This is a genomic window from Pseudomonas lalucatii (assembly GCF_018398425.1).
In the GTDB taxonomy this organism is placed as follows: domain Bacteria; phylum Pseudomonadota; class Gammaproteobacteria; order Pseudomonadales; family Pseudomonadaceae; genus Aquipseudomonas; species Aquipseudomonas lalucatii.
Genome location: NZ_JADPMV010000002.1, coordinates 1015611 through 1036960, shown reverse-complemented (window position 1 = coordinate 1036960; position 21350 = coordinate 1015611). Strand labels below are relative to the sequence as shown.

Here is a 21350-nt window from a genome sequence, read left to right as displayed (position 1 = left end):
GCCCGAAAGGAGTGAGAAATGAGTGACGAGCCGCTGTTCGATGGCGAAGAGCAACCCCACCTGTTGCTGGTCGACGACGACCCGACCTTCACCCGGGTCATGGCGCGGGCCATGAGCAGCCGCGGCCTGCGGGTGTCCACCGCCGGCTCGGCCGAGGAGGGATTGCTGCTGGCCCAGCAGGACCTGCCCGACTACGCCGTGGTCGACCTGAAGATGGAGGGCGACTCCGGCCTGGTGCTGCTGCCCAAGCTGCTGGAGCTGGACGCCGAGATGCGCGTGGTGATCCTCACCGGCTATTCGAGCATCGCCACCGCGGTGGAGGCGATCAAGCGCGGCGCCTGCAACTACCTGTGCAAGCCGGCCGATGCCGACGACGTGCTGGCCGCGCTGCTGACCCAGCATGCCGACCTGGACAGCCTGGTGCCGGACAACCCGATGTCGGTCGACCGCCTGCAGTGGGAACACATCCAGCGCGTGCTGGCCGAGCACGAGGGCAATATCTCCGCCACCGCACGGGCCCTGGGCATGCACCGGCGGACCCTGCAGCGCAAGTTGCAGAAGCGCCCGGTGCGGCGCTGAAGCGGCGGGCGGCGCGCCCGTCCGCCGTCCTGGAGGGGCGGAAAATTCCGGCAATTTTTTCGGCGACGGGGCTATCATTAGCCGGCTAATTAATAGTCCGGAATGTCCATGCTCGCCGTCGTCCAGCAAACCCTCGCCATCACCGCGCCGGTCTTCTCCATGTTGTTTCTCGGCGTGGCGCTCAAGCGCCTGGGCTGGATCGACACGGCCTTCATCAACACCGCCTCGTCCCTGGTGTTTCGCGGCACCATGCCGACCCTGCTGTTCCTCGGCATCGTCAGGGCCGACCTGGATGCCGCCCTGCAGCCGGCGCTGCTCGGCTACTTCGTGCTGGCGACCCTGGCGACCTTCCTGCTGGCCTGGGGCTGGGCCGTCTGGCGTTGCCCCGAAGCCGATCGCGGCATCTATACCCAGGGCGCCTTTCGCGGCAACAACGGCATCGTCGGCCTGGCCCTGGCCACCAGCCTGTATGGCGACTACGGCCTGGCGGTGGGCAGCGTCCTGGCCGGGGTGGTGATCCTCTGCTACAACGTGCTCGCGGCCATCGTCCTGGCGATCTACAGCCCCAATGCCAAGGCCGACCCCGGGGCCATAGTGCGGAGCATCCTCAGCAATCCGCTGATCATCGGCGTGCTCCTGGCCATCCCGGTGGCCTACTGGCGGCTGGCGTTGCCCGACTGGCTGCTGACCTCCGCTGGCTACTTCGCGCAGATGACCCTGCCCCTGGCGCTGATCTGCATCGGCGGCACCCTGTCGCTGGCCTCGCTGCGCGAGAGCAGCGCCATCGCCCTGAGTTCCAGCGCGATGAAGATGGTCTGGCTGCCGCTGCTGGCGACCCTGGGCGCCTGGCTGTGGGGCTTTCGCGGCGCCGACCTGGGCATCCTGTTCTTCTATTTCGCCAGCCCCACCGCCGCGGCCAGCTTCGTCATGGCCCGGGCCATGGGCGGCAATCACCAGCTCGCCGCGGCGATCATCGTGATCACCACCCTGGCGGGGGTGGTGACCATCAACCTCGGCTTGCTGCTGCTGCAGTGGGGCGGCTGGGCCTAGGGGTTCAGGCGGCGCGCTGGCGGTGCCAGGCGCGGGCGCCGATCACCAGCAGGGTCACCGCGGTCAACGGCAGGGCGTAGCCGAGCATGGCGGCGGCGAAGGTCTCGGCGAACGGTCGGGCGTTGGCCGTGAGCACCAGGTAGAGGGTGTAGGCCGCGTAGTAGGCGAGGAACAGCAGGCCCTCCCAGCGGTTGATGCGGTAGCCGGAGAAGAAGATCGGCAGGCAGGCGACCGCCACCGCGATCATCACCGGGAAGTCGAAGGCCAGGGCGTTGGCCGCCACGGCGATCGGCAGCGGCGACACCAGCGAGGCCAGGCCCAGCACGCAGAGCAGGTTGAAGATGTTGCTGCCGACTATGTTGCCCACGGCGATGTCCCGCTCGCCCTTGAGCACCGCCATCACCGAGGTCGCCAGCTCCGGCAGCGAGGTGCCGACGGCCACCACCGTCAGGCCGATCACCAGCTCCGACAGGCCCAGGGCGCGGGCCAGTTCGACCGCGCCTGCGACCAGCAGGTTGGAACCGCCGACCAGCAGCCCCAGGCCGCCGATCAGCAGGCCCAGGTTGAGCAGGCCGGCATGGGGCTTGGGCGCTTCGTGCAGGCCGAACTCCTTGGCGAATTCGTCGTCGGCGCCGCTCGATTCCTTGCGGCTGCTGTAGATCAGGAAGCCGGTGTAGGCCAGCACGCCGGCGAACAGCAGGGCGCCGTCGAGGCGGCTCAGCTGGCCGTCCCAGGCCAGTGCGTAGACCACCAGGCTGGCGCCGATCATGATCGGCACGTCCAGGCGGATCAGCTGGCGCGACACCACCAGCGGGGCGATCAGCGCGGTCGTGCCGAGGATCAGCAGCACGTTGGCGATATTGCTGCCCAGCACGTTGCCGATGGCCAGGTCGCCGCTGCCGTTCACCGCGGCCTGCACGCTCACCGCGGTTTCCGGGGCGCTGGTGCCGAAGGCCACCACGGTCAGGCCGATGATCAGCGGCGGGATGCCGAACTGCGCCGCCAGTTTGGCGGCGCCGCGCACCAGCACCTCGGCGCCGGCCACCAGCAGCAGCAGGCCGGCGATCAGGTAAACGAAGGTCATCAGGCTCATGGCGAGGGGCTCCAGAAAGGTGCGGCCAGTGTAGCCATCCGCACGCGCCGGGCCAGAGGGGCGGGGCGGCTATTGGTAACCGCGTGTAAAGGCCGGGTGCGTCAGTCGGCCAGCTGTTGCACGCGCACCGGCACCACGCCGGCGCGGAGCATGTCGAGCCGCGCGGCGGCCGCCTTCGACAGGTCGATGATGCGCCCGCGGGCGTAGGGGCCGCGGTCGTTGATGCGCACCACCACGGTCTTGTCGTTGCGCAGGTTGGTGACCCGCACCCGGCTGCCGAACGGCAGGCTGCGATGGGCGGCGGTCAGCGCGTGCTGGTCGAAGCGCTCGCCGCTGGCGGTCTTCTTGCCGTGGTGGCGGGCGCCGTAATAGGAGGCGCGGCCCTCGGCGCTGTAGCCGTCGTCGGCGACGCGCTGGCTGGCGCAGCCGGAAAGCAGGGCGAACAACGCCAGCAGCAGAGCGAAACGATGCATAGGTAGTCTCTCCGGATGGATAAACGCCGGGGCAGGCCCCGGCGTCGCATGTTGCTGACATCCCTGTTGTGCTGCTTGGGCCGTGCGGCCCGGCTTACCCTTCGAGCTTCTTCTTCAGCAGTTGGTTCACCTGGCCGGGGTTGGCCTTGCCCTTGGAGGCCTTCATGGCCTGGCCGACGAAGAAGCCGAACATCTTGCCGCGCTTGGCTTCATCCGCGGCGCGGTACTGCTCGAGCTGCTCGGCATTGGCCGCCAGCACCTCGTCGAGCATGGCCTCGATGGCGCCGCTGTCGGTGACCTGCTTGAGGCCCTTGGCCGCGATGATCGCATCGGCGTCGCCTTCGCCGGCGGCCATGGCCTCGAACACCATCTTGGCGATCTTGCCGCTGATGGTGTCGTCCTTGATGCGCAGGATCATGCCGCCCAACTGCGCGGCGGACACCGGCGACTGGTCGATCTCCAGGCCCTCCTTGTTGAGCAGGCTGGACAGCTCGCCCATCACCCAGTTGGCTGCCAGCTTGGCGTCGCCGCAGGCCTGCTGGACCTGCTCGAAGTAGTCGGCCAGCTCGCGGCTGGCGGCCAGCACGCTGGCGTCGTAGGCCGACAGGCCGAATTCGCGCTCGAAGCGCTCGCGCTTCTGCACCGGCAGCTCCGGCAGGCCGGCGCGGATCTCCTCGAGCAAGCTCGGCTCGATCACCACCGGCAGCAGGTCGGGGCAGGGGAAGTAACGGTAGTCGTTGGCTTCCTCCTTGCTGCGCATGGAGCGCGTCTCGTCCTTGTTCGGGTCGTACAGGCGGGTCTCCTGGACCACCGTGCCGCCGTCCTCGATCAGCTCGATCTGCCGCTGCACCTCGTGGTTGATCGCCTTCTCGATGAAGCGGAAGGAGTTGACGTTCTTGATCTCGGCGCGGGTGCCGAACGCGGCCTGGCCCTTGGGCCGCACCGAGACGTTGCAGTCGCAGCGCAGCGAGCCCTCGGCCATGTTGCCGTCGCAGATGCCCAGGTAGCGCACCAGGGCATGGATCGCCTTGACGTAGGCCACCGCTTCCTTGGCGCTGCGGATGTCCGGCTCGGAGACGATCTCCAGCAGCGGCGTGCCGGCGCGGTTGAGGTCGATGCCGCTCATGCCGTGGAAGTCTTCGTGCAGGCTCTTGCCGGCGTCCTCTTCCAGGTGGGCGCGGGTGATGCCGATGCGCTTGACCGTGCCGTCTTCCAGGGTGATGTCCAGATGGCCCTTGCCGACGATGGGGTCATCCATCTGGCTGGTCTGGTAGCCCTTGGGCAGGTCCGGGTAGAAGTAGTTCTTGCGGGCGAAGACGTTCTTCGGCGCGATCTCGGCGTCGATCGCCAGGCCGAACTTGCAGGCCATGCGCACGGCCTGCTCGTTGAGCACCGGCAGGGTACCGGGCATGCCGAGGTCGACCAGGCTGGCCTGGGTGTTGGGCTCGGCGCCGAAGCCGGTGGCGCTGGCGGAGAAAATCTTCGATTGGGTGCTGAGCTGGGCGTGGATTTCCAGCCCGATCACGGTTTCCCATTGCATGTCGGTCGTCCTCAGAATCCGCTCGGGGCTTGTTGGTGCCAGTCAGTGACCTGCTGGTACTGATGGGCGACGTTGAGCAGGCGGCCTTCCTGGAAGTAGGGCGCGAGCAGCTGCACGCCCACCGGCAGACCCTCGACGAAGCCGGCGGGCATCGACAGGCCGGGGATGCCGGCCAGGTTGGCGGTGATGGTGTAGATGTCTTCCAGGTAGGCGGCGACCGGGTCGTTGCTCTTCTCGCCGAGTTTCCAGGCCGGGTTCGGCGTGGTCGGGCCGAGGATCAGGTCGACCTCGTCGAAGGCGGCGACGAAATCGTTCTTGATCAGCCGGCGGATCTTCTGCGCCTTGAGGTAGTAGGCGTCGTAGTAGCCGGCCGACAGGGCGTAGGTGCCGACCATGATGCGCCGCTTCACTTCCGCACCGAAGCCCTCGCCGCGCGAGCGCTTGTACAGGTCCTCGAGGTTGACCGGGTTCTCGCAGCGGTAGCCGAAGCGCACGCCGTCGAAACGCGACAGGTTGGAACTGGCTTCCGCCGGGGCGATCACGTAGTAGGCGGGAATGGCGTGCTGCATGTTCGGCAGGCTGATCTCCTTGACGCTGGCGCCGAGCTTCTTCAGCTCCTCGACCACCGCCATGACCTTCTCGCCGATGCGCGCGTCGAGGCCGGCGCCGAAGTACTCCTTGGGCAGGCCGATGCGCAGGCCGGCCAGCGGCTGGTTGAGCGCCGCCAGGTAGTCGTCCACCGGCTGGTCGACGCAGGTGCTGTCCTTCGGGTCGAAGCCGGCCATGGCCTGCAGCATCAGCGCGCAGTCCTCGGCGGTGCGCGCCAGCGGGCCGCCCTGGTCGAGGCTGGAGGCGTAGGCGATCATGCCCCAGCGCGACACGCGGCCGTAGGTCGGCTTGAGACCGGTGAGGTTGGTCAGCGCCGCCGGCTGGCGGATCGAGCCGCCGGTGTCGGTGCCGGTGGCGGCCGGCAGCAGGCGCGCGGCCACGGCCGCGGCCGAGCCGCCGGAGGAACCGCCGGGCACGCGCTCGAGGTTCCAGGGGTTCTTCACCGGGCCGTAGTGGCTGGACTCGTTGGCCGAGCCCATGGCGAACTCGTCCATGTTCAGCTTGCCCAGGGTCACGGCGCCGGCGCTGGCGAGCTTTTCGACCACGGTGGCGTCATAGGGCGCCTTGAAGCCTTGCAGGATTTTCGAGCCGCAGCTGGTCAGCACGCCCTGGGTGCAGAACAGGTCCTTGTGGCCGATCGGTGCGCCGAGCAGGGCGCCGTTCTCGCCGCTGGCGCGGCGGGCGTCGGCGGCCTTGGCCTGGGCCAGGGCCTGCTCCTCGGTGACGCTGATGAAGCTGTTGAGCAGGGGGTCGAGGCGCTGGATGCGCGCCAGCAACTCGCGGGTCAGCTCCTCGGCGGAAAATTGCTTGGCGGCCAGGGCGCGGGCGATCTCGGCCAGGGTCAGTTGGTGCATGGCTTGGCTCATTCCCTTACTCGATGACTTTCGGAACCAGGTACAGGCCGTTTTCCACGGCCGGGGCGATGGCCTGGTAGGCCTCGCGCTGGTTTGCTTCGCGCACCGCATCGGCACGCAGGCGCTGGGTGGCCTCCAGCGGGTGGGCCAGGGGCTCGATGCCGGTGGTGTCCACCGCCTGCATCTGGTCGACCAGGCCGAGGATGCTGTTGAGGGTCTCGGTGGTGCGTGGAATATCGTCTTCACTCAGGCCCAGGCGGGCCAGGTGGGCGATTTTTTCCACGTCGGAGCGTTCAAGCGCCATTGGGATTCTCCAATAGAGGGCAGCCAGTGGAAATGTGAACGGGTCGCCGTGCATGCAAAACGATGCAGGGAACGGATGCCGTGAGCTGGCGGTCAAAGGCCGCGATGATGGGCTCTGGAGCCCGGAAAAACAGGCAATCTAACATATTGGCGCCTTGCTCAAAATCCCCACCGTTGTTAGAGTTTGCCGCACTTTTTTACCCACGCGTTGCCTAGGGTCCCTATCCCATGTTCAAGAAACTGCGTGGCATGTTTTCCAGCGATCTGTCGATCGACCTGGGCACTGCCAATACCCTTATTTATGTCCGCGAACGTGGCATCGTGCTGAACGAGCCGTCCGTGGTCGCGATCCGCACCCATGGCAACCAGAAGAGCGTCGTCGCCGTCGGTACCGAAGCCAAGCGCATGCTCGGCCGTACCCCGGGCAATATTTCCGCCATCCGGCCGATGAAGGACGGGGTGATCGCCGACTTCAGCGTCTGCGAGAAGATGCTGCAATATTTCATCAACAAGGTGCATGAGAACAGCTTCCTGCAGCCCAGCCCGCGCGTGCTGATCTGCGTGCCGTGCAAGTCGACCCAGGTCGAGCGCCGCGCCATTCGTGAATCCGCCCTCGGTGCCGGCGCCCGCGAGGTGTTCCTGATCGAAGAACCGATGGCCGCGGCCATCGGCGCCGGCCTGCCGGTGGAGGAGGCCCGCGGCTCCATGGTCGTCGACATCGGCGGCGGCACCACGGAGATCGCGCTGATCTCCCTCAATGGCGTGGTCTATGCCGAGTCCGTGCGGGTCGGCGGCGACCGTTTCGACGAAGCCATCATCACCTACGTGCGCCGTAACTACGGCAGCCTGATCGGCGAATCCACCGCCGAACGCATCAAGCAGGAAATCGGCACCGCCTACGCCGGCGGCGAGCTGCGCGAAGTCGACGTGCGCGGGCGCAACCTGGCCGAGGGCGTGCCACGCAGCTTCACCCTGAATTCCAACGAGGTGCTCGAGGCGCTGCAGGAATCCCTGGCGACCATCGTCCAGGCGGTCAAGAGCGCCCTGGAGCAGTCGCCACCGGAACTGGCCTCGGACATCGCCGAGCGCGGCCTGGTGCTGACCGGCGGCGGCGCGCTGCTGCGCGACCTGGACAAGCTGCTGGCCCAGGAAACCGGCCTGCCGGTGATCGTCGCCGAGGACCCGCTGACCTGCGTGGCCCGCGGCGGCGGCAAGGCCCTGGAGATGATGGACCGTCACACCATGGACCTGCTGTCCACGGAGTAAGGCGCCAGTCCCACGTCTCGAGCTGCAAGCCGGGTCCCTATCCGCTTGCAGCTTTTTATTGCCGCCTGACGTCTCGAGGATTCGCCCATCAAACCGCTATTTGCCAAAGGACCTTCGCTCGGTGTGCGCCTGCTGGTGCTGGCCGTGCTGTCGGTCGCGCTGATGGTGGTGGATGCGCGCTTCGCCATGCTGCAGCCGCTGCGCAGCCAGCTTGGGGTGATAGTCGAGCCGGTCTACTGGCTGGGGCGCCTGCCCCTGAACCTCTGGGAGGGGGCGACCGAGGAGCTGAGTTCGCGCAGCGAGCTGGCGGCGGAGAACGAGAAGCTCAAGGCCGAGCAGCTGATGATGCAGCGCCGCCTGCAGAAGCTCGCCACCCTCACCGAGCAGAACGTGCGCCTGCGCGAGCTGCTCAACTCGGCGGCCCTGGTCGACGACGAGGTGCTCGCCACCGAGCTGATCGGCATCGACCCCAACCCCTTCACCCATCGCATCCTCATCGACAAGGGCGAGAAGGACGGCGTGCTGCTCGGCCAGCCGGTGCTCGACGCCCGCGGGCTGATGGGCCAGGTGGTCGAGGTGATGCCCTATACCTCGCGGGTGCTGCTGCTCACCGACACCGCCCACAGCATCCCGGTGCAGGTCAACCGCAACGGCCTGCGCGCCATCGCCAGCGGCACCGGCAACCCGGAGCGCCTGGAGCTGCGTCATGTCGCCGACACCGCGGACATCAAGGAGGGCGACCTGCTGGTCAGTTCCGGCCTGGGCCAGCGCTTCCCGGCCGGCTATCCGGTGGCCACGGTGAGCGAGGTGATCCACGACTCCGGCCAGCCCTTCGCCATCGTCCGCGCCGTGCCCACCGCCAAGCTCAACCGCAGCCGCTACATGCTGCTGGTCTTCACCGATCCGCGCAGCCCCGAGCAGCGGGCGACCGAGTCGGCCGAGGCCCAGGAGGCCGCCGACCGCCGGCGCCAGGAGCAGGAGTCGGCGGCGCCTGCCGCCGGCGCGGCAGCATCCACCGAGCAGGAGGCCGCGCAATGATCGCCGCTCGCGCACGCAACGTCTGGGTGATCTGGCTCAGCCTGGCTCTGGGCCTGGTGCTCAGCGTGGCGTCCCTGCCGAGCTTCATGGAGCAGGGCCGGCCGCTGTGGCCGGCCCTGCTCCTGACCTACTGGGTGCTGGTCCTGCCGCACCGGGTCGGCATGGCCACGGCCTGGTTCATCGGCCTGCTCGCCGACGTGCTCAACGGCACGCTGCTGGGGCTCAATGCCCTGGTGCTGACCCTGATCACCTTCCTCGTGCTGAGCCTGCACCAGCGCCTGCGCATGTTCCCCCTGTGGCAGCAGAGCATGGTCCTGCTGGTGGTGTTCGGTCTGGCCCAGTTGCTGCACTTGTGGCTCAATGCCTTGACCGGCAGCCGCCCGCCGACCCTGGCGTTCGTCCTTCCGGCCCTGGTCAGCGCACTGCTGTGGCCCTGGGTCCATGCCCTGCTGCGCGGCGTGCATCGGCGCCTGGGTGTCAATTAAGCGGGGCGAGGCTCCGTCACCACCCCACAGGGAGAGGTCTTGATGGCCACGCTATACCTGGCTTCGGGGTCGCCGCGCCGGCGCGAGTTGTTGGCGCAGATCGGCGTGCCCTTCCATTCCCTTGTCGTTCCCGTCGATGAGCGTAGCCGGCCGGACGAGTCGGCCGAGGCCTATGTCGAGCGCCTGGCGCGGGAGAAGGCGCAGGCCGCGCTAGCGTCCCTGCAGCCGGCGAGCGACGCCGTGGTCCTGGGCGCCGATACCGCGGTGGTGCTCGACGGTCGCATCCTCGGCAAGCCGGCGGACCGGGCCGAGGCCCTGGCGACCCTGGCCGCGCTGTCCGGGCGCGAGCATCAGGTGCTGACCGCCGTGGCCCTGGCTTCGCGGGCCAGGCTGGCGAGCCGGGTGGTGTCCAGCCGGGTCGCCTTCCGTGCGCTCGACGCCGCGGAGATCGAGGCCTACTGGGCCAGCGGCGAGCCCCGGGACAAGGCCGGCAGCTATGGTATCCAGGGGCTGGCGGCGGTGTTCGTGCGCCAGTTGCAGGGCAGCTATTCGGCCGTGGTCGGACTGCCCCTGTGCGAAACCGCCGAGCTGCTCACCGAGTTCGCCATTCCCTGCTGGCAGGCGCCGGCGACCTCCCGCCCTAACGCAGAAGAGATGGACCGATGAGTGAAGAGATTCTGATCAATATCACGCCAATGGAATCGCGTGTGGCGGTGGTGGAGAACGGCGTGCTGCAGGAGGTGCATGTCGAGCGCACCCAGCGCCGCGGCATAGTCGGCAATATCTACAAGGGCAAGGTGGTACGGGTGCTGCCGGGCATGCAGGCGGCCTTCGTCGACATCGGCCTGGAGCGCGCGGCCTTCATCCACGCCTCGGAAATCTCCAGCCGCGAAGGCTCGGCGGTGGAAACCATCAGCGCCCTGGTGCACGAGGGCCAGAGCCTGGTGGTGCAGGTGACCAAGGACCCGATCGGCAGCAAGGGCGCGCGCCTGACCACCCACCTGTCGATCCCCTCGCGCTACCTGGTGTACATGCCGCGCACCAGCCATGTCGGCATCTCGCTGAAGATCGAGGACGAAGGCGAGCGCGAGCGCCTCAAGCAGGTGGTCGCCGACTGCATCGGCGGCGAGGGCATCGAGGAGGCCGGTGGCTTCATCCTGCGCACCGCCGCCGAGGGCGCGGGGGCCGACGAGATCCTCATCGACATCCGCTACCTGCGCCGCCTGTGGGACCAGATCGCCGCGCAGATGCAGAGCGCGCCGGCGCCCTCGGTGATCTACGAGGACCTCAGCCTGGCCCTGCGCACCCTGCGCGACCTGGTCAGCCTGCGCACCGAGAAGCTGCGCATCGACTCGCGGGAGACCTTCCAGAAGATCGCCCAGTTCGTCGCCGAGCTGATGCCGGAGATCGCCGACCGCCTGGAACACTACCCCGGCGAGCGGCCGATCTTCGACCTGTACGGGGTCGAGGACGAGATCCAGCGCGCCCTGGAGCGCAAGGTGCCGCTCAAGTCCGGCGGCTACCTGATCATCGACCCGGCCGAGGCGATGACCACCATCGACGTCAACACCGGGGCCTTCGTCGGCCATCGCACCCTCGAAGAGACCATCTTCAAGACCAACCTCGAGGCCGCCACCGCCATCGCCCGCCAGCTGCGCCTGCGCAACCTCGGCGGGATCATCATCATCGACTTCATCGACATGGAAGACGAGGAACATCAACGCCAGGTGTTGCGCACCCTGGAGAAACAGCTGGAGCGCGACCACGCCAAGACCAATATCATCGGCATCACCGAACTGGGCCTGGTGCAGATGACCCGCAAGCGCACCCGCGAGAGCCTCGAGCAGGTGCTCTGCGAGCCCTGTACCAGCTGCCAGGGACGCGGCAAGCTGAAGACCCCGGAGACCATCTGCTACGAGATCTTCCGCGAGATCCTCCGCGAGGCGCGCGCCTACCAGCCCGAGGGCTACCGGGTGCTGGCCAACCAGAAGGTGGTCGATCGCCTGCTCGACGAGGAGTCGGGCAATGTCGCCGACCTGGAGAGCTTTATCGGCCGTACCATCAAGTTCCAGGTCGAGACCATGTATTCCCAGGAGCAATACGATGTGGTGCTGCTCTGACCGAGTGCCCGCAGTTCAGGGATCGTACTGAATGGAGCGGCTGATCCGCTGGTTCGCCGCCGCCCTGCGCTGGGCGCTGGGCTGTTGCGCCTTGCTGCTGGTGCTGGCGGCGCTGTTCGTCAGTCTCGGCCGCGAGCTGGTGCCCTGGGTCGCCGAGTACCGCCTGGAGGCCGAGGACCGTGGCCGCGCGCTGCTCGGCGTGCCGCTCGAGATCGGCAGCCTGGAGGGCCGCTGGCAGGGCTTCGCGCCGTTGCTGATCGGCCGTGACGTGCGCCTGGGCGAGGGGCCCGGGGCGCTGCATCTGGATCAGCTGAGGCTGCGCCCGGACGTGCTGGCCAGCCTGCTGGCGCGCCAGCTGCGGGTGGCGTCGCTGGAGCTGGAGGGCCTGCAGCTCGGCGTGCACCAGGACGAGCAGGGCGCCTGGTCGCTCAAGGGGCTGGCGCCGGGCGGTGAGGGTGCCGGCGTCGAGGTCGCCGAGCTGCTCGGCCGCCTGCAGCGGGTCGAGCGCCTGTCGCTGCTCAACAGCCAGGTGACGGTGCAGGCCTGGGGGCGCCCGGTGCAGGCCCTGACCTACGTCAACCTGAGCCTGCGCAACGGCGCCAGGCGCCAGCGCCTGGACGGCCGCCTACTGCTGCCCGACGGCCAGCCGCTGACCCTGCAGTTGCGTTCGCGGCTGCAGGCCGAGCGCTGGCGCGAGGCCGAGTTGCAGCTGTACCTGAGCCTGCCGCAGAGCGACTGGGCGCGCTGGCTGCCAGCCGGCACGACGGCGCCGTGGCGGCTCGCCGAGCTGCAGGCCGGCGGCGAGTTCTGGCTGACCTGGGCCGGCGGCGCCGTGCAGCGCGCTGTGGCGCGCCTGCACGCGCCACAGCTGCAGGCCGGCTATGCCGGGCGCGAGGCGCTGCGCCTGCAGGACCTGGCCCTGAACGCCTACTACCGCCGCACGGCGCAGGGCTTCGAGCTGGTGCTGGACGACCTGGCGCTGAGCCAGGGCGAGAACCGCTGGGGCGAGGTGCGCCTGGGCCTGAGCCAGGTGCGCGACAGCAGCGAGAGCGAGGAACAGTGGCAGCTGGCGGCCGACCGTCTCGACCTGGCGCCCTTGTCGCCGCTGGTGGCTGCCCTCGCGCCGCTGCCGGATGCGGCCATGCAGTTGCTCGAGCAACTGCAGCCCCGGGGCGCCCTGCGCAATGTCCAGCTGGACTATCGACCGCGCCGCGAGGGCGACAAGCGCCTGCAGTTCGCCGCCAACCTGGAGCGCATCGGCTTCGCCGCCCACGAGGCCTCCCCCGCGGCGGAGAACATCAGCGGCAGCATCAGTGGCGACCTGGGCCAGGGCGAATTGCGCCTGGATGCGCAGGACTTCGTCCTGCACCTCGATACCCTGTTCCCCAAGCCCTGGCACTACAGCCGGGCCAATGCGCGCCTGACCTGGAGCCTCGACGAGCAGGCCTTCACCCTGCGCAGCCCCTACCTGCAGGTGGTCGGCGAGGAGGGCGAGATCGCCGGCGACTTCCTCATCCGCCTGCTGCGGGCCCCCCAGGGCGAAGACTACATGGACCTGCGGGTCGGCCTGCGCCGGGGCGATGCGCGCTACACCGAGAAGTACCTGCCGACCCGTGCCCCGGGGTTCGACCCGCAGCTGGCGCGCTGGCTGAAGACGGCGATTCGTGGCGGCGCGGTGGACGAGGGCTACTTCCAGTACCAGGGCTCGCTGAACAAGGGGGCGGCCGATGCGGCGCGCAGCCTCAGCCTGTTCTTCGCCGTGCACGACGCCGAACTGGCGTTCCAGCCCGGCTGGCCGGCCCTGCGCGAGGGCCGCGGCGAGGTGCTGATCGAGGACAGCGGCGTGCGCGTGCGCCTGGCCGACGGCCGCCTGCTCGACAGCCGGGTGGGCCGGGCGCAGGCCGAGATTCCCCACGCCGGCCCGGGCCGGGTGCCGCGTCTGCAGCTCGACGCCGAGCTGCAGAGCAGCCTGGGCGATGCCCTGCAGCTGCTCCAGGAGGCGCCCATGGGCACCGCCGAGACCTTCGCCGGCTGGCGCGGCGAGGGGCCTCTCAGCGGCCGTCTCCAGCTCGATCTGCCGTTGCAGCCAGGCGAGCCGGCGGCCGTGGTGGTCGACTTCGCCACAGAGGGCGCGCGCCTCGAACTGGCCAACCCTCGGCTCGAGTTCAGCCAGCTGCGCGGGGCCTTCCGCTACGACACTGCCACGGGGCTGAGCGCTCCGGATATTCGCGCCCGGGCGCTCGGCCACGCGTTGCGCGGCAAGGCCGTCGCCGAAGGTCGCGGCGGCCAGGCGCGGACGCGTTTCGAGGCGCACGGCCAGGTGCCGCTGGCGGAGTTGGGCGCCTGGCTGGGCGTCACGGCGCCGCTGCCGCTCAGCGGCAGCCTGCCCTATCGCCTGCGTCTGAACCTGGACGGCGCCGACAGCCAGTTGCGTGTGGATTCCAACCTGGAGGGGCTGGCCATCGATCTGCCGGCCCCGTTCGGCAAGGTTGCCGCGGAGCAGCGTTACGCCGACTGGCGCATGACCCTGGGCGGCGCCGAGCGTCGCTACTGGCTGGACTATGCCGAGCTGGCCAGCCTGTCGTTCGCCGCACCGCCGGGCGAGCCGGGGGCGGGCCGCGGCGAGTTGCGCCTGGCCGATGGCCCGGCGCTGTTACCGGTGGCCAAGGGCCTGCGGGTGCGCGGGCGGCTGTCCGAGCTGGACTGGGATGCCTGGCAGGTCGCCCTGCAGCCTTACCGGGACCTGGCGCAGGACGACGCCCAGCGGCTGTTCAGGGATGCGCAGGTGCGGATCGCCCGCTTCCGCGGTTTCGGCGGCGAGCTGGACGATCTCGCCGTGCGCCTCGAGCGCGCCGGCGCAACCTGGGCCCTGGGCCTGGACAGCCAGACGCTCAAGGGGCAGGTGCGGCTGCCGGATGCGCCGGCACGGCCGATCGCGGTCGCGCTGGACTACCTGCGGCTGCCGCCGGCCGAGGCCAAGGGCGCGGTGGTCGTGGACAAGCCCGACCCGCTGGAGCGCGTCGACCCGCGCCAGATTCCTGCCCTGGACGTGCAGATCGACCGGGTATTGCAGGGCCAGGAGCTGCTCGGTGCCTGGTCGCTGAAGGTGCGGCCGGCCGCGGGCGGGGTGCGCTTCGACGACCTGCGCCTGGAGCTCAAGGGCCTGCAGGTGCGGGGCGACGCCGGCTGGCAGGGGGCGCCGGGGGCCAGCAGCAGCTGGTACAAGGGCCGCCTGCAGGGTCAGGACCTGGCGGCCGTGCTGCTGGCCTGGGGCTACGCGCCGACGGCCAGCAGCGAGCGCTTCCGCCTGGACGTCGACGGCCGCTGGCCGGGCTCGCCGGCCTGGCTCAGCCTCAAGCGCTTCTCCGGCAGCATGGATGCCGCCCTGCGCAGCGGACAGTTCTCCGAGGTGCAGGGCTCGGCGTCGGCGCTGCGGGTGTTCGGCCTGCTCAACTTCAATTCCATCGGCCGCCGCCTGCGCCTGGACTTTTCCGACCTGCTCGGCAAGGGCCTGAGCTACGACCGGGTCAACGGCCTGCTGGACGCCCGCGACGGGGTGTTCGTCACCCGTACGCCGATCACCCTGACCGGCCCGTCGAGCAACCTGGAGCTGAACGGTACCCTGAACATGGTCAATCAGCAGATCGACGCCAAGTTGCTGGTCACCCTGCCGGTGACCAACAACCTGCCGCTGGCGGCGCTGATAGTCGGTGCCCCGGCCATCGGCGGGGCGCTGTTCGTGGTCGACAAGCTGCTCGGCGATCGGGTGGCGCGTTTCGCCAGCGTGCAATACGACGTCGAGGGCGACCTGGCGGACCCGAAGATCACCTTCGACAAACCGTTCGAGAAGCCGCAATGATCCCAGCTTACAAGTCATGCAGCCGGTGCTCATGACTTGTAAGCTGGGACTGGCCCGAGTCCCCGAGGTGGAAACCATGAGTCTTGCCGTGATTCAGCTGGTCAGTCAGGACGATGTGCTCGCCAACCTGGCCCGCGCCCGCGTCCAGCTGGAACGGGCTGCGCAGGCCGGTGCCCGTCTCGCGGTGCTGCCGGAGAACTTCGCCGCCATGGGCCATCGCGACCTGGCGGCCCTGGGGCGCAGCGAGGCGCTGGGCGAGGGGCCGATCCTGCCGTGGTTGAAACAGACCGCCCGCGACCTCAGGTTATGGATAGTCGCCGGCACCATCCCCCTGCCGCCGGACGGCCGGCCCGAGGCCAAGGCCCATGCCTGTTCGCTGCTGGTCGACGAACAGGGCGAGCGGGTGGCGCGTTACGACAAGCTGCACCTGTTCGACGTGGATGTCGGCGACAGCCGCGGCCGCTATCGCGAGTCCGACGACTACGCCTGCGGGGCCCGGCTGGTGGTGGCCGATACGCCCGTTGGGCGGTTGGGATTGACGGTCTGTTACGACCTGCGTTTCCCTGAACTGTATGGCGCCCTGCGCGAGGCGGGGGCCGAACTGATCAGCGCGCCCTCGGCCTTCACCGCGGTCACCGGCGAGGCCCACTGGCAGGTGCTGATCCGCGCCCGGGCCATCGAGACCCAGTGCTATGTGCTGGCGGCCGGCCAGGGCGGCCACCACCCGGGCGGCCGCGAGACCCACGGGCACTCGGCCATCGTCGACCCCTGGGGGCGTATCCTCGCCGAGCAGGCGCGCGGCGAGGCCGTGCTGCTGGCGCCGCGCGACGCGGCCGAGCAGGCGGCGATCCGCCGGCGCATGCCGGTGGCCCGGCACAAACGATTTTTCGCAGCGGCCGACCCGCGGCTGCCCGGTTTGGAGTAGTTATGAACGAGATGTTGTTGTCCGTCAGCGAGCACCTGTTGAGTCCGGGGGGGCTGACCCTCGACCATCTGCCCGGGGTACTCGGCGAGCTGGCCGGCCCCGGGATAGACGCCGCCGACCTGTATTTCCAGAGTCAGGTCTCCGAGACCTGGGTGCTGGAGGACGGCATCGTCAAGGAGGGCAGCTTCAACCTCGACCAGGGCGTCGGCGTGCGCGCCCAGTCCGGCGAGAAGACCGGCTTCGCCTACAGCAACGCGATCACCGCCGAGGCCCTGAGCCAGGCCGCGGGCGCGGCCCGCTCGATCGCCCGGGCCGGCCAGCACGGCCGCGTGCAGGCCCTCGGCAGCCCGCTGATCGGCGCCCTGTATGCCCCGGACAATCCGCTGGACGTGATCGACCGGGCGCAGAAGGTCGAGCTGCTCAAGCGCATCGACCAGGCCACCCGCGCCCTCGATCCGCGCATCAAGCAGGTCACGGTGAGCCTGGCCGGGGTCTGGGACCGGGTGCTGGTGGCGGCCAGCGACGGCAGCCTGGGCAGCGACGTGCGGCCGCTGGTGCGCTTCAACGTCAGCGTCATAGTCGAGCAGAACGGCCGTCGCGAGCGCGGCGGCCATGGCGGCGGTGGGCGCACCGACTACCGCTATTTCCTCAACGAGGACCGCGCCATGGGCTATGCCCGTGAGGCGCTGCGCCAGGCCCTGGTCAACCTCGAGGCGATCGCCGCGCCGGCCGGCAGCATGCCGGTGGTGATGGGCGCCGGCTGGTCCGGGGTGCTGCTGCACGAGGCGGTCGGCCACGGCCTGGAGGGCGATTTCAACCGCAAGGGCAGCTCCGCCTACAGCGGCCGCATGGGCGAGAAGGTCGCCTCCAGCCTGTGCACCATCGTCGACGACGGCACCCTGGCCGAACGCCGCGGCTCGCTGAGCATGGACGACGAGGGCACGCCGAGCGAATGCACCACGCTGATCGAGAACGGCGTGCTCAGGGGCTATATGCAGGACAAGCTGAATGCCCGCCTGATGGGCGTGGCCTGCACCGGCAACGGCCGCCGCGAGTCCTATGCGCACCTGCCGATGCCGCGCATGACCAACACCTACATGCTGGCCGGCGAGAGCGATCCGGAGGAGATCATCCGTTCGGTGAAGCGCGGCATCTACTGCGCCAACCTCGGCGGCGGTCAGGTGGATATCACCAGTGGCAAGTTCGTCTTCTCCACCAGCGAGGCCTACCTGATCGAGGACGGCAAGATCACCGCGCCGGTCAAGGGCGCCACGCTGATCGGCAACGGCCCGGAGGCCATGAGCCGGGTGTCGATGGTCGGCAACGACCTGGCCCTGGACAGCGGCGTCGGCACCTGCGGCAAGGACGGCCAGTCGGTGCCGGTCGGCGTCGGCCAGCCGACCCTGAAGATCGATGCGATCACCGTCGGCGGCACCGGAGCCTGATGCGTTGCGGCCGGGCCAAGGTGCCTTGGCCCGGCCGATTCGGCGGGATTAGCGCAGTCCGCGCTGGGCTTCGTCCAGGTCGCGGATGTACTTGAAGATTTTCCGCGAGGCGGCCGGCGCCTTGTTCTGCGCCGCCTCGTGCTGGGCCTGGCGGATCAGCTGGCGCAGGTGCTGGCGGTCGGCCTCGGGGTAGTCGCCGACGAAGGCCTCCAGGGTCTCGTCGTTGCCGCCCAGCAGGCGGTCGCGCCAGCGCTCGAGGTTGTGGAAGCGCTCGTTGTACTGGCGGCTGGACGCATCCAGCTGGTCGAGCAGGGTGGTGATGGCGTCGAGGTCCTGTTCGCGCATCAGCTTGCCGATGAACTGGACGTGGCGCTTCTTCGCCGCGTTGGCGGTGTGCTTCGGCGCTTCGGCCAGGGCGCGGCGCAGGGCGTCGGTCAGGGGTAGCTTGTTCAGCAGATCGGGCTTTAAGGTGGTCAGACGCTGCCCCAGGTCTTGCAGGGCATGCAGCTCGCGTTTGACCTGGGATTTGCTCTTCTCGCCGGAGAAGTCGTCAAGGTATTCAGGCATGGGGGTGGTCCAGTGGAAAACGCCGTCATGATAGCAGCAAGTTTCCGGCTGCAAGCGTTCGGTCCGCGCAGGACCTAGCTTGCCGCCCATCGCTTAGGAGTGTGTATGAGTGCAGTAGAAACGGTCGGCCCCGCTGCCGTGCCGCAGTTGCAGGCCCAGGTCGAGCAGATCATCGCCGAGGCCAGGAAGCAGGGCGCCAGCGCCTGCGAGGTCGCCGTGTCGGTGGAGCAGGGCCTGTCCACCAGCGTGCGCCGCGGCGAGGTGGAGACGGTCGAGTTCAACCGCGACCAGGGTTTCGGCATCACCCTCTATGTCGGCCAGCGCAAGGGCTCGGCCAGTACCTCGGCCAGCGGCGAGGCGGCCATTCGCGAGACGGTGGCGGCGGCCCTGGCGATCGCCAAACATGCCTCCGAAGACGACTGCGCCGGGCTGGCCGATGCCGCGCTGATGGCCCGCGAGCTGCCGCAGCTGGACCTCTACCATGCCTGGGCGATCAGCCCGGAGCAGGCCATCGAGCAGGCGCTGCGCTGCGAGGCGGCCGCCTTCGCCGCCGATCCGCGGATCAAGAACGCCGACGGCACCACCCTCAACAGCCACCAGGGCTGCCGGGTGTACGGCAACAGCCATGGCTTCGTCGGCGGCTACGCCAGCACCCGCCACAGCCTGAGTTGCGTGATGATCGCCGAGGACGGCGGGCAGATGCAGCGCGACTACTGGTACGACGTCAACCGCCAGGGCGAGTTGCTGGCCGATGCCGCCGATATCGGTCGACGCGCCGCGCAGCGCACGGTCAGCCGCCTGGGCGCGCGGCCGGTGCCGACCTGCGAGGTGCCGGTGCTGTTTTCCGCCGAGTCGGCGACCGGCCTGTTCGGTCATTTCCTCGCGGCGATTTCCGGCGGCAACCTGTACCGCCAGTCGTCCTTCCTCGAGGGGGCCCTGGGGCAGCAGCTGTTCCCCGCGTGGCTCAAGCTCGACGAGCGACCGCACATCCCGCGCGCCCTGGGCAGCGCGGCGTTCGATGGCGACGGCCTGGCGACCTACGCGAAGTCCTTCGTCGAGGGCGGCGAACTGCTCTCCTATGTGCTGGGCACCTATTCCGGGCGCAAGCTGGGCATGCCCAGCACGGCCAATGCCGGTGGCGTGCACAATCTGTTCGTCAGCCATGGCGACGAGGACCAGCAGGCGCTGCTCAAGCGCATGGGCCGCGGTCTGCTGGTCACCGAGCTGATGGGGCATGGCCTGAACCTGGTCACCGGCGACTACTCGCGCGGTGCCGGCGGCTACTGGGTGGAGAATGGCGAGATCCAGTTTCCGGTGCAGGAGGTGACCATCGCCGGCAACCTGCGCGACATGTTCGGGCAGATAGTCGCGGTGGGCAACGACCTGGAACTGCGCAGCAACATCCACACCGGCTCGGTACTGATCGAGCGCATGACGGTGGCCGGCAGCTGACGGTCGGCCGGGCAACGCCAGAGGGGCTGCCCGCGGTAACGGGCAGCCCCTCTTCGTAGCGGGTGCTGGGCTACTCGCCTTCGTCGAAGTAGTTGTTGATCAGTTCGACCAGCGCCTCCAGGGCGTCATGGTCCTGCTCGCCTTCGGTGTGCAGGTGGATCGGCGTGCCCTTGCCGGCGGCCAGCATCATCACCGCCATGATGCTCTTGCCGTCCACCAGGCTCTCCGGGGCGCGGCCGACCTTGACCTTGCAGGGATAGCGTCCGGCCACGCCAACGAACTTGGCCGCGGCACGCGCGTGCAGGCCCAGCTTGTTGACAATGGTGATTTCGCGGGAGGGCATCGCGGCGTTTCCTTAGCTGAGGTCGCGGTGGCGGACCTGAACGTTCTTCAAGGTGGGTTTCAGGGTATCACCCAGGCGATTGGCCAGGTACACCGAGCGGTGGTGGCCGCCGGTGCAGCCGATGGCCACCGTGACATAGGCGCGGTTGCTGGCGGCGAAGCGCGGCAGCCATTTGTTCAGGTAGGCGAGGATGTCCTGGAACATCTCCTCGACATCGGCCTGGGCCGCCAGGTACTCGGCCACCGGCTGGTCGAGGCCGGAATAGTCGCGCAGCTCGGGCTTCCAGTAGGGATTGGGCAGGCAGCGCACGTCGAACACCAGGTCGGCATCCACCGGCATGCCGCGCTTGAAGCCGAAGGACTCGACCAGGAAGGCGGTGCCGGGCTCGGGCTGGTTGAGCAGGCGCAGCTTGAGCATGTCGCGCAACTGGTAGAGGTTCAGGTGGGTGGTGTCGATCTTCAGGTCGGCCAGGTCGATGATCGGCCCGAGCAGCTGGCTCTCGTCGGCGATGGCCTCGGCCAGGGAGCGCTCCTCGTTGGTCAGCGGGTGGCGCCGACGGGTCTCGGAGAAGCGCTTGAGCAGGGTCTCCTCGTCGGCATCCAGGTAGAGCACGTCGCACTGGATATGCCGGGCGCGCACCTCGTCGAGCAGTTCGGGGAAACGCTTGAGCTGGCTGGGCAGGTTGCGCGCGTCGATCGATACGGCCACCTGTGGGTGCAGCAATTCGGTGTGCAGCAGGGCGCCCTCGGCCAGTTCGGGGAGCAGGCCGGCGGGGAGGTTGTCGATGCAGTAGAAGCCGTTGTCCTCGAGGACATCGAGGGCGGTGCTTTTGCCGGAGCCGGAGCGACCGCTGACGATGATCAGGCGCATGGGGAGGTCCTAACGGCTGCTTTGTACGTCCACCACGACCTGGTACAGGGCCTCGCTGCTCGCGGCATGGCGCAGGCGCTCGCGCACATCGCTGCGATCGAGCATGCTGGCGATCTGGCGCAGCAGTTCCAGGTGCTCGTCGGTGGCCGCCTCGGGTACCAGCAGGACGAACAGCAGGTCGACCGGGGCGCCGTCGATGGCGTCGAAGTCGACCGGCGCATCCAGGCGCAGCAAGGCGCTGATCGGTGCGACGCAGCCGGGCAGGCGGCAGTGGGGAATGGCGATGCCGTTGCCGAAACCGGTGGAGCCGAGCTTTTCCCGGGCGATCAGGCTCTCGAAGATGTCCTGGCCGTCCAGGTCGGGCAGCTCGCGCGCCACCAGATTGGCAATTTGTTCGAGTACGCGTTTCTTGCTGCCGCCCGGCACGTTCACCAGGGAACGGCCGGGGGTCAGGATGTTTTCGAGTCGGATCATAGGAG

At 68.9% G+C, this 21350-nt stretch carries 20 protein-coding genes; 11 read left to right on the top strand and 9 right to left on the bottom strand.

The genetic code is table 11. The annotated features are described in order from the left end of the window. Positions 1-18: 18 nt before the first annotated feature. Together I0D00_RS18290 and I0D00_RS18285 are read left to right on the top strand one after the other, a co-directional pair. On the top strand, positions 19-579 hold the full coding sequence (locus I0D00_RS18290) for a response regulator transcription factor (protein ID WP_213641238.1): 561 nt from the start codon (positions 19-21) through the stop codon (positions 577-579). 108 nt (positions 580-687) lie between these two features. Next, positions 688-1629 (top strand): AEC family transporter, encoded by a 942-nt coding sequence (locus I0D00_RS18285; RefSeq protein ID WP_213641237.1) that lies wholly within the window; start codon positions 688-690, stop codon positions 1627-1629. Between the two features lie 4 nt (positions 1630-1633). Here the strand turns inward: I0D00_RS18285 and I0D00_RS18280 are convergent, their stop codons facing one another. The 5 genes from I0D00_RS18280 to gatC all read right to left on the bottom strand — a co-directional run bounded on the left by I0D00_RS18280 (position 1634) and on the right by gatC (position 6502). Next, entirely contained in the window at positions 1634-2722 is a 1089-nt protein-coding gene (locus tag I0D00_RS18280; protein WP_213641236.1) for a calcium/sodium antiporter, read from the bottom strand. Between the two features lie 101 nt (positions 2723-2823). After that, entirely contained in the window at positions 2824-3195 is a 372-nt protein-coding gene (locus I0D00_RS18275) for a septal ring lytic transglycosylase RlpA family protein (protein WP_213641235.1), read from the bottom strand. Positions 3196-3289: 94 nt separating this feature from the next. After that, positions 3290-4735 (bottom strand): Asp-tRNA(Asn)/Glu-tRNA(Gln) amidotransferase subunit GatB, encoded by a 1446-nt coding sequence (gatB, locus tag I0D00_RS18270; protein ID WP_213641234.1) that lies wholly within the window; start codon positions 4733-4735, stop codon positions 3290-3292. 11 nt (positions 4736-4746) lie between these two features. Further along, complete coding sequence (gene gatA / locus I0D00_RS18265) at positions 4747-6198, bottom strand: Asp-tRNA(Asn)/Glu-tRNA(Gln) amidotransferase subunit GatA (RefSeq protein WP_213641233.1); 1452 nt, start codon at positions 6196-6198, stop codon at positions 4747-4749. A gap of 16 nt (positions 6199-6214) precedes the next feature. Then, a complete protein-coding gene (gene gatC / locus I0D00_RS18260; protein WP_213641232.1) occupies positions 6215-6502 on the bottom strand; it encodes an Asp-tRNA(Asn)/Glu-tRNA(Gln) amidotransferase subunit GatC in 288 nt (95 codons plus the stop codon). Positions 6503-6729: 227 nt separating this feature from the next. Between gatC and mreB the strand changes: the two genes are divergently transcribed. The 8 genes from mreB (at position 6730) to tldD (ending at position 17639) form a co-directional block, all read left to right on the top strand. Next, positions 6730-7767, top strand: a complete 1038-nt coding sequence (mreB, locus tag I0D00_RS18255; protein WP_213641231.1) for a rod shape-determining protein — start codon at positions 6730-6732, stop codon at positions 7765-7767. 135 nt (positions 7768-7902) lie between these two features. Beyond that, positions 7903-8805 carry a rod shape-determining protein MreC gene (gene mreC, locus I0D00_RS18250; RefSeq protein WP_420850834.1) on the top strand — a complete coding sequence of 301 codons (903 nt, stop codon included), beginning with the start codon at positions 7903-7905 and terminating at the stop codon, positions 8803-8805. After that, positions 8802-9290: a rod shape-determining protein MreD gene (gene mreD, locus I0D00_RS18245; protein ID WP_213641230.1), complete on the top strand. Its 489-nt coding sequence runs from the start codon at positions 8802-8804 to the stop codon at positions 9288-9290. Before mreC ends, mreD begins: the two co-directional genes overlap by 4 nt. 42 nt (positions 9291-9332) lie before the next feature. Continuing rightward, on the top strand, positions 9333-9956 hold the full coding sequence (locus I0D00_RS18240) for a Maf family protein (protein ID WP_213641229.1): 624 nt from the start codon (positions 9333-9335) through the stop codon (positions 9954-9956). Beyond that, on the top strand, positions 9953-11410 hold the full coding sequence (rng, locus tag I0D00_RS18235; protein WP_213641228.1) for a ribonuclease G: 1458 nt from the start codon (positions 9953-9955) through the stop codon (positions 11408-11410). The genes I0D00_RS18240 and rng overlap by 4 nt, the downstream gene beginning before the upstream one ends. Positions 11411-11441: 31 nt before the next feature. Continuing rightward, complete coding sequence (locus tag I0D00_RS18230; RefSeq protein WP_213641227.1) at positions 11442-15269, top strand: YhdP family protein; 3828 nt, start codon at positions 11442-11444, stop codon at positions 15267-15269. Between the two features lie 76 nt (positions 15270-15345). Continuing rightward, a complete protein-coding gene (locus tag I0D00_RS18225) occupies positions 15346-16194 on the top strand; it encodes a carbon-nitrogen hydrolase family protein (protein ID WP_213641226.1) in 849 nt (282 codons plus the stop codon). A gap of 2 nt (positions 16195-16196) precedes the next feature. Beyond that, positions 16197-17639, top strand: a complete 1443-nt coding sequence (tldD, locus tag I0D00_RS18220) for a metalloprotease TldD (protein WP_213641225.1) — start codon at positions 16197-16199, stop codon at positions 17637-17639. A gap of 48 nt (positions 17640-17687) precedes the next feature. On the opposite strand, the gene yjgA is transcribed toward tldD, so the two are convergent. Then, a complete protein-coding gene (yjgA, locus tag I0D00_RS18215) occupies positions 17688-18206 on the bottom strand; it encodes a ribosome biogenesis factor YjgA (RefSeq protein WP_213641224.1) in 519 nt (172 codons plus the stop codon). 105 nt (positions 18207-18311) lie between these two features. On the opposite strand from yjgA, the gene pmbA reads away from it, so the two are divergent. Next, positions 18312-19658 carry a metalloprotease PmbA gene (pmbA, locus tag I0D00_RS18210; protein ID WP_213641223.1) on the top strand — a complete coding sequence of 449 codons (1347 nt, stop codon included), beginning with the start codon at positions 18312-18314 and terminating at the stop codon, positions 19656-19658. Between the two features lie 70 nt (positions 19659-19728). Here the strand turns inward: pmbA and I0D00_RS18205 are convergent, their stop codons facing one another. Genes I0D00_RS18205 through ptsN form a run of 3 tightly spaced genes read right to left on the bottom strand, consistent with a single transcriptional unit; the run spans position 19729 to position 21345 of the window. After that, on the bottom strand, positions 19729-20001 hold the full coding sequence (locus I0D00_RS18205; protein ID WP_213641222.1) for an HPr family phosphocarrier protein: 273 nt from the start codon (positions 19999-20001) through the stop codon (positions 19729-19731). A 12-nt stretch (positions 20002-20013) separates the two neighbouring features. Next, positions 20014-20871, bottom strand: coding sequence for an RNase adapter RapZ (gene rapZ, locus I0D00_RS18200; RefSeq protein WP_213641221.1), 858 nt, complete (start codon positions 20869-20871; stop codon positions 20014-20016). Positions 20872-20880: 9 nt separating this feature from the next. Further along, the gene (gene ptsN, locus I0D00_RS18195) at positions 20881-21345 is read right to left on the bottom strand and encodes a PTS IIA-like nitrogen regulatory protein PtsN (protein ID WP_213641220.1); all 465 of its coding nucleotides are present in this window, start codon (positions 21343-21345) and stop codon (positions 20881-20883) included. Positions 21346-21350 lie beyond the last annotated feature (5 nt).

What these genes read in the sequence shown, in the direction of transcription:
- I0D00_RS18290 (WP_213641238.1), top strand. Translation starts at nt 19, where the DNA reads ATGAGTGACGAGCCGCTGTTCGATGGCGAAGAGCAACCCCACCTGTTG.
- I0D00_RS18285 (WP_213641237.1), top strand. Translation starts at nt 688, where the DNA reads ATGCTCGCCGTCGTCCAGCAAACCCTCGCCATCACCGCGCCGGTCTTC.
- I0D00_RS18280 (WP_213641236.1), bottom strand. Translation starts at nt 2,722, where the DNA reads ATGAGCCTGATGACCTTCGTTTACCTGATCGCCGGCCTGCTGCTGCTG.
- I0D00_RS18275 (WP_213641235.1), bottom strand. Translation starts at nt 3,195, where the DNA reads ATGCATCGTTTCGCTCTGCTGCTGGCGTTGTTCGCCCTGCTTTCCGGC.
- gatB (WP_213641234.1), bottom strand. Translation starts at nt 4,735, where the DNA reads ATGCAATGGGAAACCGTGATCGGGCTGGAAATCCACGCCCAGCTCAGC.
- gatA (WP_213641233.1), bottom strand. Translation starts at nt 6,198, where the DNA reads ATGCACCAACTGACCCTGGCCGAGATCGCCCGCGCCCTGGCCGCCAAG.
- gatC (WP_213641232.1), bottom strand. Translation starts at nt 6,502, where the DNA reads ATGGCGCTTGAACGCTCCGACGTGGAAAAAATCGCCCACCTGGCCCGC.
- mreB (WP_213641231.1), top strand. Translation starts at nt 6,730, where the DNA reads ATGTTCAAGAAACTGCGTGGCATGTTTTCCAGCGATCTGTCGATCGAC.
- mreD (WP_213641230.1), top strand. Translation starts at nt 8,802, where the DNA reads ATGATCGCCGCTCGCGCACGCAACGTCTGGGTGATCTGGCTCAGCCTG.
- I0D00_RS18240 (WP_213641229.1), top strand. Translation starts at nt 9,333, where the DNA reads ATGGCCACGCTATACCTGGCTTCGGGGTCGCCGCGCCGGCGCGAGTTG.
- rng (WP_213641228.1), top strand. Translation starts at nt 9,953, where the DNA reads ATGAGTGAAGAGATTCTGATCAATATCACGCCAATGGAATCGCGTGTG.
- I0D00_RS18230 (WP_213641227.1), top strand. Translation starts at nt 11,442, where the DNA reads ATGGAGCGGCTGATCCGCTGGTTCGCCGCCGCCCTGCGCTGGGCGCTG.
- I0D00_RS18225 (WP_213641226.1), top strand. Translation starts at nt 15,346, where the DNA reads ATGAGTCTTGCCGTGATTCAGCTGGTCAGTCAGGACGATGTGCTCGCC.
- tldD (WP_213641225.1), top strand. Translation starts at nt 16,197, where the DNA reads ATGAACGAGATGTTGTTGTCCGTCAGCGAGCACCTGTTGAGTCCGGGG.
- yjgA (WP_213641224.1), bottom strand. Translation starts at nt 18,206, where the DNA reads ATGCCTGAATACCTTGACGACTTCTCCGGCGAGAAGAGCAAATCCCAG.
- pmbA (WP_213641223.1), top strand. Translation starts at nt 18,312, where the DNA reads ATGAGTGCAGTAGAAACGGTCGGCCCCGCTGCCGTGCCGCAGTTGCAG.
- I0D00_RS18205 (WP_213641222.1), bottom strand. Translation starts at nt 20,001, where the DNA reads ATGCCCTCCCGCGAAATCACCATTGTCAACAAGCTGGGCCTGCACGCG.
- rapZ (WP_213641221.1), bottom strand. Translation starts at nt 20,871, where the DNA reads ATGCGCCTGATCATCGTCAGCGGTCGCTCCGGCTCCGGCAAAAGCACC.
- ptsN (WP_213641220.1), bottom strand. Translation starts at nt 21,345, where the DNA reads ATGATCCGACTCGAAAACATCCTGACCCCCGGCCGTTCCCTGGTGAAC.